This is a genomic window from Rhizobium sp. 18055, from assembly GCF_902706285.1.
Classification (GTDB): Bacteria; Pseudomonadota; Alphaproteobacteria; order Rhizobiales; family Rhizobiaceae; genus Rhizobium.
The window spans coordinates 487,584-500,068 of record NZ_CACSKD010000003.1 but is presented as its reverse complement, the minus strand read 5'-3'; the positions used below and the strand labels follow the sequence as shown (position 1 = coordinate 500,068).

The 12,485-nt window shown below is 58.9% G+C and carries 17 protein-coding genes and 1 tRNA gene; 8 read left to right on the top strand and 10 right to left on the bottom strand.

What is annotated here, in order from left to right; translation table 11 throughout:
• The first annotated feature begins 15 nt into the window (after positions 1-15).
• From GVL52_RS08695 to GVL52_RS30360, 6 genes are all read left to right on the top strand, one after another.
• The gene (locus GVL52_RS08695; protein WP_160005840.1) at positions 16-591 is read left to right on the top strand and encodes a polysaccharide biosynthesis/export family protein; all 576 of its coding nucleotides are present in this window, start codon (positions 16-18) and stop codon (positions 589-591) included.
• Positions 592-597: 6 nt separating this feature from the next.
• A complete protein-coding gene (locus GVL52_RS08690) occupies positions 598-1,767 on the top strand; it encodes a glycosyltransferase family 4 protein (RefSeq protein ID WP_160005838.1) in 1,170 nt (389 codons plus the stop codon).
• 56 nt (positions 1,768-1,823) lie between these two features.
• On the top strand, positions 1,824-3,380 hold the full coding sequence (locus tag GVL52_RS08685) for an undecaprenyl-phosphate glucose phosphotransferase (RefSeq protein ID WP_160005836.1): 1,557 nt from the start codon (positions 1,824-1,826) through the stop codon (positions 3,378-3,380).
• Positions 3,377-4,621, top strand: a complete 1,245-nt coding sequence (locus GVL52_RS08680) for an O-antigen ligase (protein WP_160005834.1) — start codon at positions 3,377-3,379, stop codon at positions 4,619-4,621. Before GVL52_RS08685 ends, GVL52_RS08680 begins: the two co-directional genes overlap by 4 nt.
• Positions 4,622-4,660: 39 nt before the next feature.
• The gene (locus tag GVL52_RS08675; RefSeq protein ID WP_160005832.1) at positions 4,661-4,954 is read left to right on the top strand and encodes a helix-turn-helix domain-containing protein; all 294 of its coding nucleotides are present in this window, start codon (positions 4,661-4,663) and stop codon (positions 4,952-4,954) included.
• Between the two features lie 68 nt (positions 4,955-5,022).
• Positions 5,023-5,172: a hypothetical protein gene (locus GVL52_RS30360; RefSeq protein ID WP_200847789.1), complete on the top strand. Its 150-nt coding sequence runs from the start codon at positions 5,023-5,025 to the stop codon at positions 5,170-5,172.
• Between the two features lie 3 nt (positions 5,173-5,175).
• On the opposite strand, the gene GVL52_RS08670 is transcribed toward GVL52_RS30360, so the two are convergent.
• The 3 genes from GVL52_RS08670 to GVL52_RS08660 form a co-directional block, all read right to left on the bottom strand.
• Positions 5,176-5,388: a hypothetical protein gene (locus GVL52_RS08670; RefSeq protein WP_160005922.1), complete on the bottom strand. Its 213-nt coding sequence runs from the start codon at positions 5,386-5,388 to the stop codon at positions 5,176-5,178.
• Between the two features lie 177 nt (positions 5,389-5,565).
• On the bottom strand, positions 5,566-5,781 hold the full coding sequence (locus tag GVL52_RS08665) for a hypothetical protein (RefSeq protein WP_160005830.1): 216 nt from the start codon (positions 5,779-5,781) through the stop codon (positions 5,566-5,568).
• Between the two features lie 253 nt (positions 5,782-6,034).
• Positions 6,035-6,111: transfer RNA gene (locus GVL52_RS08660), tRNA-Pro, on the bottom strand.
• Between the two features lie 239 nt (positions 6,112-6,350).
• Between GVL52_RS08660 and GVL52_RS30355 the strand changes: the two genes are divergently transcribed.
• The gene (locus tag GVL52_RS30355) at positions 6,351-6,500 is read left to right on the top strand and encodes a hypothetical protein (protein ID WP_200847788.1); all 150 of its coding nucleotides are present in this window, start codon (positions 6,351-6,353) and stop codon (positions 6,498-6,500) included.
• 3 nt (positions 6,501-6,503) lie between these two features.
• On the opposite strand, the gene GVL52_RS08655 is transcribed toward GVL52_RS30355, so the two are convergent.
• From GVL52_RS08655 to GVL52_RS08625, 7 genes are all read right to left on the bottom strand, one after another.
• Entirely contained in the window at positions 6,504-7,157 is a 654-nt protein-coding gene (locus GVL52_RS08655; RefSeq protein WP_368735330.1) for an HAD family hydrolase, read from the bottom strand.
• 104 nt (positions 7,158-7,261) lie between these two features.
• Positions 7,262-7,795 (bottom strand): MerR family transcriptional regulator, encoded by a 534-nt coding sequence (locus GVL52_RS08650; RefSeq protein WP_160005828.1) that lies wholly within the window; start codon positions 7,793-7,795, stop codon positions 7,262-7,264.
• 216 nt (positions 7,796-8,011) lie between these two features.
• The gene (locus GVL52_RS08645) at positions 8,012-8,350 is read right to left on the bottom strand and encodes an integration host factor subunit alpha (protein WP_160005826.1); all 339 of its coding nucleotides are present in this window, start codon (positions 8,348-8,350) and stop codon (positions 8,012-8,014) included.
• A 107-nt stretch (positions 8,351-8,457) separates the two neighbouring features.
• The gene (locus GVL52_RS08640) at positions 8,458-9,429 is read right to left on the bottom strand and encodes a beta-ketoacyl-ACP synthase III (RefSeq protein WP_160005824.1); all 972 of its coding nucleotides are present in this window, start codon (positions 9,427-9,429) and stop codon (positions 8,458-8,460) included.
• A 19-nt stretch (positions 9,430-9,448) separates the two neighbouring features.
• Entirely contained in the window at positions 9,449-10,495 is a 1,047-nt protein-coding gene (gene plsX, locus GVL52_RS08635; RefSeq protein ID WP_160005822.1) for a phosphate acyltransferase PlsX, read from the bottom strand.
• A 103-nt stretch (positions 10,496-10,598) separates the two neighbouring features.
• A complete protein-coding gene (locus GVL52_RS08630) occupies positions 10,599-11,153 on the bottom strand; it encodes a DUF177 domain-containing protein (protein WP_160005820.1) in 555 nt (184 codons plus the stop codon).
• A gap of 10 nt (positions 11,154-11,163) precedes the next feature.
• The gene (locus tag GVL52_RS08625) at positions 11,164-11,754 is read right to left on the bottom strand and encodes a ubiquinol-cytochrome C chaperone family protein (RefSeq protein WP_200847787.1); all 591 of its coding nucleotides are present in this window, start codon (positions 11,752-11,754) and stop codon (positions 11,164-11,166) included.
• A gap of 187 nt (positions 11,755-11,941) precedes the next feature.
• Between GVL52_RS08625 and GVL52_RS08620 the strand changes: the two genes are divergently transcribed.
• Positions 11,942-12,472, top strand: coding sequence for an outer membrane protein assembly factor BamE (locus tag GVL52_RS08620; protein ID WP_160005816.1), 531 nt, complete (start codon positions 11,942-11,944; stop codon positions 12,470-12,472).
• Positions 12,473-12,485 lie beyond the last annotated feature (13 nt).

The following is a 12,485-nucleotide window of genomic DNA, read 5'->3' as shown; positions in this document are numbered from 1 at the left end:
CCTGTGAGAAGCTAGATGCCCGTGGTGCAGCCCAAACTCCTGATGGCTTTGAGCCTTGCCGCCATGACCGTGACTCTCAGCGGCTGCAACAGCTATCAGCCTGCGCCGCGCGCCTTCAACCAGGCGACAATTCAACCTTATTCGCTGGACAGCGGCGACAGGCTTCGCATCACCGTGTTCGACCAGCCGAGCATGACCAACACCTATACGATCGACCAGGCCGGCTACATCGCCTTCCCGCTCATCGGCCAGGTGCCGGCGCGTGGGCGCACGCTTCAGCAGCTTTCCGGTCAGGTCGCCCAGAAGCTCAAGCAAGGCTATCTCAGGGACCCCGATGTCACGATCGATGTCGATCGCTATCGATCCATCTTTATCATGGGCGAAGTCGGCCAGCCGGGCCAATATGCCTACGTGCCCGGGATGACCGCACAGAATGCAATCGCGATTGCCGGCGGCTTCACCCCCCGTGCAAACCAGAGCACCGTGGATGTGACGCGAAAGATCAACGGCCAGGTGATGACCGGGCGCGTCAATATCTCATCGGCCGTTATTGCCGGCGACACACTCTACATCCGCGAACGGCTGTTCTGATCGTAGATGAGCGAGCAGCGCCCCCTTCGCATTATTCACTGCTTCAGGTCCCCGGTCGGCGGAATCTTCCGACACGTGCGCGATCTGGTGATCGAACACAGCAAGGCCGGGCACGAAGTCGGAATTCTCTGCGACAGCACGACAGGTGGCGAACACGAGGACGCCCTTTTCGATGATATCCGCCCTTATCTGGCGCTTGGCCTGACACGGGTGCCGATCCGGCGCTCTGTCAGTTTTTCCGATATCGGCGTGCTCTGGGACGCCTACAAGAAGATCAAAAGTTTGCGGCCGGATGTGCTGCACGGACACGGCGCCAAAGGCGGCGTGCTCGCGCGACTAGCCGGCTCAGCCCTGCGGGTGAACAGGTATTGCGTTGCCCGCCTCTACACAGCGCACGGCGGAAGCCTGCATTACTCCCGCTCCTCGCTGCTGGGGCAGTTCGTGCTGCGCATGGAGCGCTTGCTGGAGTACCTCACCGACGCACTGGTGTTCATCTGCGAATACGAGCGCGACACCTATGCAAAAAGGATCGGCCACCCGAGAACGCAGACACGGCTGATCTACAACGGCATCAGCGAGCGGGACTTCGAGTTGGTCCCCACCCGGTCAGATGCCGTCCACTTCATCTATATTGGAATGCTGCGGGACCTTAAGGGTCCCGACCTTTTTGTGGATGCATTTGCCAAGACCGAACGCCTTGTCGGCCGGCCGCTTTCGGCCCTGATGATCGGCGACGGACCGGACCGCGACCGCTATCGCGACATGATGATCGAGCGTGGTCTCGGCAAGCGCATCGGCATGCTGCCGTCGATGCGTGTGCAACAGGCGTTCTCGATGTCGCAGAACCTCGTCGTGCCGTCGCGGGCCGAAGCCATGCCCTACATCGTGCTCGAGGGGCTCGGTGCCGGCAAGACGATCATCGCCACCCGCGTCGGGGGCATTCCGGAAGCGCTCGGCAAGGATAGCCTGGCATTGGTGGCGCCCGATAATTCCGACGACCTTGCACGGGTGATGGCAGATGCCATTCGCATTCCCGGATGGCACGACAAGGCGATGCCTTCGATCGAACAGGTCCGGTCGGTTTTCTCTGCGTCAGTCATGGCGAAAGATGTGCTGAAATTGTATCACGACCTGCTTGGGCGCAAAATCGGCCAGTCATCGACAGCTGACTCGTAAACGTTTCTTAGGGCCTTTCTGTTATCACCCGATGGTGAAACAGCGGCGGTAGCCTCATGAACAAGGCAGAGAACAGCGATCAATTCGATCTGGAGACCCTGCGCAAGCAAGTTTCCGACGTCAATCAGCGCAGTGACGATGCCAACGGGAAGCCTCCGCAAGAGCCTCTCAACGAATATGCGCGCCAGATTGCCGAGCAGTTCAGTGACGGAACACGAACCCCTGCGATCATGATCGGTCAGTTCCGGTTGCTGGAGTTCCTGTCGCAGTTCGGGATCGGGCTCCTCAGTTACCTGATATGGGTGGATACGGACGAGACATTCCTCGTGCGGGCCATGACGGCGGCGTTCATCAGCGCCTTGCTGGTTCTTGCCCTGCAGACGGCCGATACATATTCCATTCCGGCACTTCGTGCGCGCTTGCGCCTGCTGCCGAAGGTGTTCTTGACGTTCACGCTGGTGTTCGGCAGCACGATCGCGATGATCGCTATCGTCAGCCATGTCAGCGCGCCGCAACTGCACTCGTATCTTGCCTGGTTCGGTCTTGCTGCGGTGTTTCTAGTCGGATCGCGCCTTCTGCTCGGCTATGGCATTCGCAACTGGGCACGAAACGGCATCATGGAGCGCCGTGCGGTTCTCGTCGGTGGTGGCCAGCCTGCCAAGGATTTCATCCGCCTGCTGGAACAGCAGCCCGACAATGACATCCGCATCTGCGGCATCTTCGACGACCGCGGAGAAAAACGCTCGCCGACAATGGTGGCAGGTTATCCGAAGCTTGGGACGATCGCGGAGCTTGTCGAATTCGGACGGCTGACGCGGATCGACATGTTGATCATTGCGCTGCCGCTAAGCGCCGAGGCGCGCATTTTGCAGCTGCTGAAGAAGCTCTGGGTGCTGCCCGTCGATATTCGCCTTGCCGCGCACGCCAACCGCCTGCGTTTCCGGCCGCGCGCCTATTCTCACGTCGGCTCGGTGCCGATGCTCGATATCTTCAACAAGCCGATTCGCGACTGGGATTCTGTCGCGAAAAACTGCTTCGACATTTTCTTCGCGATCGTTGCCCTTGCCTTGCTCTGGCCGATCATGCTGGCCACCGCTGTTGCCATCAAGGCAACGTCGAAGGGGCCGGTGTTCTTCATGCAGAAGCGCCACGGCTTCAACAACGAAGTGATCAACGTCTTCAAGTTCCGCTCGATGTACACCGACATGAGTGACCCGACCGGCAAGGCCGCCGTGACGAAGGGCGATCCGCGGGTGACGCAAGTCGGACGGTTTATCCGCAAGACATCGATCGACGAGCTGCCGCAACTGTTCAACGTGCTTCGCGGCGATCTCTCGCTGGTCGGTCCGCGCCCTCATGCAGTCCTGGCTCAGGCGCGCGACCGCGCTTTCGGTGACGTCGTGGAAGGTTATTTCGCGCGCCACCGCGTCAAGCCCGGCGTGACCGGCTGGGCGCAGATCAATGGCTGGCGCGGCGAAGTCGATAATGACGACAAGATCAAGTTCCGCACCGCCTACGACCTCTACTACATCGAGAACTGGTCGCTTTGGTTCGATCTGAAGATACTGTTCCTGACGCCATTCCGGCTGCTCAACACGGAAAATGCCTATTGAGCACGATCGAGGCGACATATCCGCGGGTTATCCATCCACAACGGGCAGCGCTGCGCCTGATCGGCTCGGCGGCCGTGGCCTTCGGCGTATTCCTGTCGGGGTTCGTCATCGATGAGCCGGCACCCTACGAGCTCTGGATGGCAGCGCTGGTCGGGCTGTGGTTTATCCTTGGCCTGCGCATTTCACGCTATACCGCTCCGTTGCTGGCGCTGCTGCTGACCTTCAACGTCGGCGGGATGCTATCGCTGACGCAGATGAAGGACCTCGCCGACGGGCCGATGTATGTGGCGGTATCGAGCTTCCTTGCCTTGACCGCTGTCTTTTATGCGGCGATCATCGAGGACAGTCATCGCAGGCTGCCGCTGATCTTCAACGCCTGGACATTTGCCGCCGTCATCACCTCGATGCTTGGTATCCTCGGTTATTTTCATGCCTTTCCGGGTTCCGAGGTCTTCACGCTCTACGATCGCGCCAAGGGTGCGTTTCAGGACCCGAACGTGTTCGGCCCGTTTCTGGTGCCCCCTTCCCTCTACCTCGTGCATGGCATCCTGACGGGGCAATTGCGGACCGCGCCGATCAAGGCGGCGGCCCTCCTCATTCTGGCACTCGGCGTGTTCCTGTCATTCTCGCGCGCCGCCTGGGGCCTGTTCCTTCTCGGGATCGCGCTGCTGATCTTCGTGATGCTGCTCAAGGAGCGCAGTGGCGCCTTTCGGCTGCGCATCCTTGTCCTGTCGCTGGCGGCGATCCTGATGATGGTTGTGTCACTGGTGATTGCTTTGCAGTTTCCGAAGGTGAGCGACCTGTTTTCGACCCGCGCACAATTGGTGCAGCAGTATGACGGCGAGCATCTCGGCCGCTTCGAGCGCCACCGCATCGGCTTCACGATGATGATGGAGCGGCCGCTCGGGATCGGCCCCATGGTGTTCGGCACGATCTTTCCCGAGGACGAGCACAACATCTGGCTGAAGTCGCTGACCACCTATGGCTGGCTCGGATTTACCAGCTATATCGGCATGCTTTGCTGGACGCTCTATCTCGGCTTCAAGAACCTCCTCAAGGACCGTCCCTGGCAGCCCTATCTGATGATTGGCTGGATCGGCGTGCTCGGTCATGCCACCATCGGCAATGTCATCGACATCGATCACTGGCGCCACGTCTACCTGCTTTTCGGGGTGGTCTGGGGATGTTCAGCGCTTGAGGCCCGACATATCAGCAGCCAGATAGCGCTCAGCCGCCGCTGAGCCTCTTGAGAACTGCCGCCGGCGCGCTAGACTTCCCTGATGATCATAGCAATGCAAATACGCGCCGCCCGCGCCATGACGGGCATGAGCAAAGAGCAACTGGCAGCCGCTTCCGGTTTGCCTGTCGCAACGATTGAAACCCTGGAGCGGGACGAGACGCAGGGCGAACCGCAGGCGCTTCTCGCTGTCAAGCAAGCGCTCGAAGCCGGTGGCGTGCTGTTCATAGCGAGCGGCAATCACGACGAAGGTGGGCCGGGTGTCAGGCTGAAGGCGCGCGCCAGCAGCGATGAGGGAATTCGCCCCGAAAATCTAAACTCAGCAAATGACGACTGACGGCTGGAACAAAATCCAGACCTTTGCGTTAAGCCCGCGCAATATCAAAATGTTGAGGGGGTATTTTCTTGAGAAGTTCAAACGGCCTGTATTTCGTCATCGGCGCATTGATTGTCGTCGTCGGTGGTCTTGGTGCGTATATCTATCACGAGCAGACGAAGCCTGAAGGCATCGAGATGAGCATCGGCCAGAATGGCGTGTCCATCGAGCAAAAATGACGCCTAGAAATAGGCGTTGGCAAGGGCGTAGAGTTTCTGTTGATCCTTTACGCCCTGCCGAAACAATTCGATGAGATGAGCGGCGATCTGCTCGCCCTGAGGCGTGTTGCGCGATAGACCACGCAACTGACAGAGATCGTTCAGCACGTTTGCCAGCAAATCAAGATCCGCTGGGAACAGAGGCATATCACGCGGCAAAATCGGGGATCTGAGCATCACTCTATCTGTCCGCCCGGGCTCCAGAGTTGATCTGCCGATCACCGGATGCCCTTCATAGCCGGCGATGCCGGAACTATGCACGCGGGAGCGTGAATTATCAACGCAGATTACATCAGGACATATGAATGTGAACGCGATGGGATGCTTTGTAACACAGGCGTCGGCAGACACCGTTCAGTTCTTGCAGCCGTCCTGGGCGCGCAGAGCGAGAAGCGCGCCTTCGGTGATGATCCCGGCACCCACCTGCATGAGATGAGCTTCGGCCAATTCCATCAACAGCAGAGCAACGTCATGCTCCGCCCATCCCGAGCGGACAGCATTGCCCACTAAAGCGGAGAACGATTCGGAAATACTCTTCCGGAATATGTCAGCATTCTCGATATCGATCATGCAAAACCTCGAACATCACCTGTATATCCATCGCACATTTCAGGACATTATTCGAGACGGCCGAGGTTTTTTCAGCATCTTTATTTTAGGTTATCATTGCAGACGATGCAATACTCGCCGCATCGCCGCCAATATTTGTCGAATACGACATGTCATTCGCGCGCTGACGATCGACAATCTCAATCGCCGTTACAGGTTGCAGGTTTTACTTGGTTGATTTCGGCTCCTGGGGGCAACCGAAACTTTGTCTAAATGGTCGGGGCGACAGGATTTGAACCTGCGACCCCTTGACCCCCAGTCAAGTGCGCTACCGGGCTGCGCTACGCCCCGACCTGCCTTTACGGCCTGATCCTGTTAGTCTTTTGGTATTTTCGGCGCAAGCGAAAAATCGAACTGGCCGAAGAATTCATCTGTTCTTTTCGGCCAACGCCATCGGTCCTGCATGCCACGCCGCATCCGACTTCAAAAACCTTGCCCTTCCGGAGGCTTCTGACTATTGGGGGATTTCATGCTCAGGGAGACGCACCATGGAAATCGAAATCCCCTGCCCGAAGTGCAGGAACACCAGAATGAAATTCGAACGTCCGCAGCCGCTGGATAGCGACATGCTTACCTGCTTTACCTGCGGGCATGAACTGGGAACGCTTGGCTCGGTCAAGGCAAAGATGCTGGCTGCGCTTGAACGCATGGAAAAGCAGGGCGTGCCGCGCAAGCAGTGACGGCTAGCGTTTCAGGCCGATGCGTCCGTCTTCGGCGACCGTGACGCCGCAGCCGACATAGTCGGACATCGAGGCATGCGGGGTCTGAAAGGGCGTGGCGTGGGTCTGGGTGATAACCACCACGTCGGCACCCGCTGCCTCGCCTGCCAGGATGCCGGCAACCGCGTCTTCGAAGACGAGACATTTTGCGGGATCGACGCCAAGACGCTCGGCGCCGAGCAGATAGCATGCCGGGCTGGGCTTGCCTGATGAAACATCCTCGCCGCTGACGATGACGGCAGGCATCGGTATGCCCGCAGCCGTCATGCGTTGTCTCGCAAGCGCGATCGGCGCCGAGGTGACAATGGCCCAACGCTCCGGTGGCAGGCTGTTCAGGAAGGACACCGCGCCCGGGATTTCGATGATCCCACTCACATCCTCCATTTCCTCTTCCAGCAGCAGCCTGGCTTCGTGAATAGGATCCACGCCCGGCAAGGCAAGGCTGCGGATCACGTCAATGGCGCGGATGCCGTGAATGGTCTTCAGGAAGACTTCCGGCTCAAGCCCATGCTTTACCGCCCAGCCGGTCCAGACACGCTCGACGACGGCGATGGAGTTGAGCAGCGTCCCGTCCATGTCGAACAGGAAGGCGTCGTAGGATTTTCCGGAAACGGACACGCGTGGCTCCTTGTGGGCGATGCTCTTCAATTGTGTGTGGATGGACAACGATTGCCGATCGGCGTTCGACGAGAGGTCGTCGCGCCGCGGGTGTCCGGTTGCGTTCAGCGAACCTGATCGAGAAGGCGCTTGCATTCCAGGAGGTCATAGAGCGCCTCCTGCAGCAGTGCACGGTCTTCCTTGCCGACGCTCGACTTGCCGAGCGACACCTCGCCTGCCTCGTCCTCGCCGCTGCCGAAATTGAAAAAACGGCGGGTGGCTGGTGCCTTGGCGCGACCGACGAGTTGATCTTCATCCGAAATGCCGACCCGTGGCTCGCCGGGATCACCTTCCTGCTGCCCTGTCAGCGCCTGGACGCTGGCCAGGTCGCCATGGCCGATAGCGATGACGAACTTGTTGCCGTTGGTCTTCAGGAGCTTCTGGACGCCCTTGATGGTGTATCCGTGGTCATAGAGCAGGTGGCGGATGCCCTTCAGAAGATCGACGTCCTCGGGCCGGTAGTATCGGCGCCCGCCGCCACGCTTCATCGGCTTGATCTGCGGAAAACGGGTTTCCCAGAAGCGCAGCACGTGCTGCGGAAGATCTAGGTCGTCCGCCACCTCGCTGATGGTGCGGAAAGCATCCGGGCTCTTGTCCAACTTTTCACTCCCTACGCGATCTTCAGGCGCGCTGCACCTGCCGTCCAGCGGCAAGGCAAGGGCTCGCACACCGACATGTGTTTGAGCCGCGACTCATCACATTTCAACGGCTTGCTAAGGCTAATTCAAGTCACATCTTGAAATAGCACAGAAATCGTTGAGGAAAGTTCGCGGAAGATTTCAGGGGAGTGCATTTTCCACCCCGGAAGGCAGCAATCAGGACGCCGGGTTGACCGGCTTCAGCTTGACCTTGCGCATCGTGTGCGCCTTCAAGATTCGTGTCTTCAAAACGTTCGAAGCCTTGAAGGTCATGACGCGGCGGGGAGAGATCGGCACTTCTTCGCCGGTCTTCGGATTGCGACCGATACGCTCGTTCTTGTCACGCACCTGGAAGGTCGCGAAAGAGGAAAGCTTGACGGTTTCACCACGAACGATCGCGTTGCAGATCTCGTCGATCACAGTCTCCACGAGCTCAGCCGATTCCGTTCTGGACAGACCGACTTTGCGAAAAACGGATTCCGCCAAGTCTGCGCGCGTGACTGTTTTGCCGGTCATGGTTTCCCTGCCCATCGGTTTTGTTTTATGAGGACGGGCGAAGAGTATTTGTCTTGCGCCTTACGGTCAAGCCCTTGTTCGTTGTCAGTTTTTTCGATTTTTGGCGATTACCAACGCAGGAGGACGGCGCCCCATGTGAAGCCACCACCCATCGCCTCGAGCATGACGAGATCGCCCTTCTTGATGCGGCCGTCAGCGGCGGCAGTCGCCAGGGCGAGCGGGATAGACGCGGCCGATGTATTGCCATGCAGATCAACCGTGATGACAACCTTGTCGAGATCGATGTTCAGCTTCTTTGCGGAGCCTTCGATGATGCGACGATTTGCCTGATGCGGCACAAGCCAATCGAGATCCTCCGACGTCGTGCCGGTGCTCTTGAAGGCCGCTTCGATGACGTCGGTGATCATGCCGACCGCATATTTGAAGACCTCGCGGCCTTCCATGCGCAGCTTGCCGACCGTTCCTGTGGTGGACGGGCCACCATCGACGAAGAGCTTGTCCTTGTGGGAACCATCGGAGCGCAGGTGCGCGGTCAGAACGCCACGATCGGCAGCCGTCCCCTCGCCTTCGGCGGCTTCCAGCACGATGGCGCCGGCGCCATCGCCGAAAAGGACGCAGGTGGTCCGGTCATTCCAATCGAGGATGCGCGAGAACGTTTCTGCACCGATGACGAGGACGCGCTTGGCAAGACCGCCCTTGATATAGGCGTCGGCGGTGGTGACGGCATAGACGAAGCCGGTGCAGACGGCCTGAATGTCGAAGGCAAAGCCGTGGCTCATGCCGAGACGGCTTTGGATGCTGACGGCCGTCGCCGGAAAAGTGTTGTCGGGCGTCGAGGTCGCGCAGACGATCATGTCGATGTCATCCGGCGTCAGGCCGGCATTGTCGAGTGCTGCACGCGCTGCGGCAGCGCCGAGCGAGGACGTCGTCTCATCGTCGCCCGCCAGATAACGCTGGCGAATGCCGGTGCGCTGGACGATCCACTCATCGGAGGTATCGACGACATCTTCCATGTCGGCATTGGTCATAACACGCTTCGGAAGTGCGGATCCGAACCCGCGAACCACTGAACGGATCATATTCTTCAAATCCCGTCGCTCATGCCGCTTCCGGCCCGATCGGGGGCAGACGCTTGGCATGATACTTTTGCAAATCGTTTTCTATTTTCTGATTGAGGCCATTCTTGGCCATGTCGTAGCCGACCTCGATGGCAGAGGCTATTCCTTCGGCAGTGGCGCCGCCGTGGCTCTTGATGACCACGCCGTTCAGGCCAAGGAACACGCCGCCGTTGACCTTGCTTGGGTCCATCTTTTCGCGGAGCATGTCGAAGGCGCTCTTGGCGAAGAGATAGCCGATCTTGGCGAGCAGAGTGCGCGACATTGCCGCCTTCAGGTATTCCCCGATCTGGCGTGCCGTGCCTTCGGCAGTCTTCAGCGCGATATTGCCGGCAAAGCCTTCTGTGACCACGACATCGACGGTTCCCTTGCCGATGTCGTTGCCTTCGACGAAGCCCAGATATTCCAGCGAATCGATATTGGCTTCGCGCAGCAGGCGTCCGGCTTCCTTGACCTCTTCCTGGCCCTTGATCTCCTCGACGCCGACATTGAGCAGACCGACCTTCGGGCGATCAACCTCAAACAAAGCGCGCGCCATGGCGCCACCCATCAGGGCAAAGTCCATAAGCTGCTGGCTATCGGCACCGATCGTCGCGCCGACGTCGAGCACGATGCTTTCGCCCTTCATCGTCGGCCAGATCGCAGCAATCGCCGGGCGCTCGATGTTGGCCATCGTGCGCAGACAGAATTTCGCCATCGCCATCAGCGCGCCGGTATTGCCGGCGGAGACGGCGACATCCGCTTCCTTGGTTTTAACGGCTTCGAGCGAACGCCACATGGAAGAGATGTAGCGACCACGGCGCAGCGCCTGGCTCGGCTTCTCGTCCATGCGAACGGCGAGTTCACAATCGTGGAAAACCGACTTTTCCTTGAGTTTCGGAAACTGATCGAGAATAGGCTCGCACTGTTCCTTCAAACCGAACATCACGAACGATATATCCGGATGCCGTTCCAGCGCCTTGGCGGCACCGGGGATGACTACCTGGGGGCCAAAGTCGCCACCCATGAGGTCGAGAGAAATTCTGATCACGCGTTCCTGATCCTTTTTTTTCGTCCCAGGAGGGCGAAATTTCCGCCAAAATACCGGTTTTACCGTCGCTTACAACTGAATTGTGTCAAATAACGACCGGCTTTCAGTCCTTTTTCCAATCCTTCAGCACAGCGAAAGCGGATGGCTTCTTATCGTTTTCGCCAGTGTCCTCTATGTGACCTTCGAAGGCGACACCCTCTTTGCGGGGGTAAGGATCAATTGCCATGGCGGCGAATTCAGTGACCACTTCTCCAGCGTCGATGGTATCGCCGACGAAGCTTTCCGGCATGTCAGGGCCATCCGGATCCAGCACCATTTCGCCGGTATCGTTGGCCGGGCGGCGAGCAAGTTTGGAGTTTTCAGGCACGAAGATCTGCTCGAACGTCTCGTCGATCTTCGACGGGACAGGCTCAAGCGTGACGACGCAGGCCTGAACGATGCTGGCCCGCACCCTGCCCTTGACGCGGACGCCGTCTTTCTTCCAGCGCCCGATCTGCAACTCGGCGCGAAAATCCTCCACCGCGATGACGTCCCAGGTCTCGGCCAGCGCCTGCAGTTCCTGCTTGTCGGCTTCAAGATGCACGTCAACCGGATTTGCCGAGACGTTGCCCACCTTGACCAGATAGGAAAAAGGCGTGTTTTCAGTCGAGTTCTTCATCGTGGTCTCCTCACGCGGCGTCTGGCAGCGTTGCCGAGCCTGTGGCGATCGTGTCTTCGGTCTGAGCCGATAAATGAGCTTCGGCGGCGACCATCCAGTCGGCAAGGCCGCGCATGTCGATAGCATCGGCTGCCTTGGGGTGAATATTGCGGCAAAGCGCCACGGCCAGGCTCTGGACATCATCGGCATCCATGGCCTTGGAATAGGCTTCGAGCCGGCCATAGAACATGCCCGCGAGTTTCTTCATGCGCTTGGGAACGGTGTTGTCGCCGACACCGAGTTCGCGGATCGAATAGTCGATATCCTCGAAAAACGCATCGACGATTTCCTGCGCGATCTCCTGGCCACTGGTCTGCGACGCACGGGTTCTACGAAAAAACAGGATCATGACGGCCGACAGCATCTCGAACCGCCCCATCACCGTATCCGGCACACCGAGGTGTTCGTAGAAAGCAGGCATCCGCGCCGCCGACGTCAGCAACTGATATTGCCGATCGACGATCGCCTGATTGTTGTTTTTCTTGCCGAAGAGCCCGAAGATCATTGTTTTTTCCGGAAAGGCCTCGTTCTTGGCGCCAACCTGCGTCCGGCCTTGTTGCATGATTTCGAAAGCTGGTTTACCGAAGCATGCGCGAATTGCAATGGCGAAGGTGGCCACTTTCGGGACAGCGCTTTGACGACAGCCACTCGGCAGATGGCGCGCGTTAGACCCCGGAAAGGCCACAATGGTTCTGCATCAGCGTTATATTGCATGGCCGATGGCTGGTATCGATACGTTAAGGGAGTAGATGTCGTTGAAGAAACGGTATTTCAAGTCTGACAACAAATTCCTCAGCAATGCCGCCATTGCCATTATGATCGCCTCCGCCGGATTGACCGGCTGCCAAACGGGTACGGTTCTGAACGGCGGTTATGTCGCCGACGAGCAATCGCTGAACCTGGTGCCTGAGGGTTCGAGCCGCGAGCAGGTTCTGCTGTCGCTGGGTACGCCTTCGACGACGGCGACCTTCGACGGCGAAGTGTTCTATTATATCTCGCAGCGCCGCGAACGCTCCCTGGCGTTCCAGAAGCTGAAGGTGGTGGATCAGAGCGTTCTTGCGATCTATTTCGACAAGGACGGTGTCGTCGTGCGCCGCGCCAACTACACACTCAAGGACGGCAAGCCGTTCGACACCATCACACGTGTCACGCCGACCGGCGGCAAGGACCTTACCTTCCTGCAGCAGCTGCTTTCGGGCGGCAGTGCTGCCAACATGGCCAAGGGCCTCTTCGGTGCGGGCGATCAGGCCTCGCCGCAGAACCCGGCAAGCCTGCGCTAACAGGCGCCTTTTC

Excerpts from the sequence above, each read along its gene's own strand:
- GVL52_RS08695 (WP_160005840.1), top strand. The coding sequence starts at position 16 with ATGCCCGTGGTGCAGCCCAAACTCCTGATGGCTTTGAGCCTTGCCGCC.
- GVL52_RS08690 (WP_160005838.1), top strand. The coding sequence starts at position 598 with ATGAGCGAGCAGCGCCCCCTTCGCATTATTCACTGCTTCAGGTCCCCG.
- GVL52_RS08685 (WP_160005836.1), top strand. The coding sequence starts at position 1,824 with ATGAACAAGGCAGAGAACAGCGATCAATTCGATCTGGAGACCCTGCGC.
- GVL52_RS08675 (WP_160005832.1), top strand. The coding sequence starts at position 4,661 with ATGATCATAGCAATGCAAATACGCGCCGCCCGCGCCATGACGGGCATG.
- GVL52_RS08670 (WP_160005922.1), bottom strand. The coding sequence starts at position 5,388 with ATGCTCAGATCCCCGATTTTGCCGCGTGATATGCCTCTGTTCCCAGCG.
- GVL52_RS08665 (WP_160005830.1), bottom strand. The coding sequence starts at position 5,781 with ATGATCGATATCGAGAATGCTGACATATTCCGGAAGAGTATTTCCGAA.
- GVL52_RS30355 (WP_200847788.1), top strand. The coding sequence starts at position 6,351 with ATGAAATTCGAACGTCCGCAGCCGCTGGATAGCGACATGCTTACCTGC.
- GVL52_RS08645 (WP_160005826.1), bottom strand. The coding sequence starts at position 8,350 with ATGACCGGCAAAACAGTCACGCGCGCAGACTTGGCGGAATCCGTTTTT.
- GVL52_RS08640 (WP_160005824.1), bottom strand. The coding sequence starts at position 9,429 with ATGATCCGTTCAGTGGTTCGCGGGTTCGGATCCGCACTTCCGAAGCGT.
- GVL52_RS08630 (WP_160005820.1), bottom strand. The coding sequence starts at position 11,153 with ATGAAGAACTCGACTGAAAACACGCCTTTTTCCTATCTGGTCAAGGTG.
- GVL52_RS08625 (WP_200847787.1), bottom strand. The coding sequence starts at position 11,754 with ATGCAACAAGGCCGGACGCAGGTTGGCGCCAAGAACGAGGCCTTTCCG.
- GVL52_RS08620 (WP_160005816.1), top strand. The coding sequence starts at position 11,942 with ATGTCGTTGAAGAAACGGTATTTCAAGTCTGACAACAAATTCCTCAGC.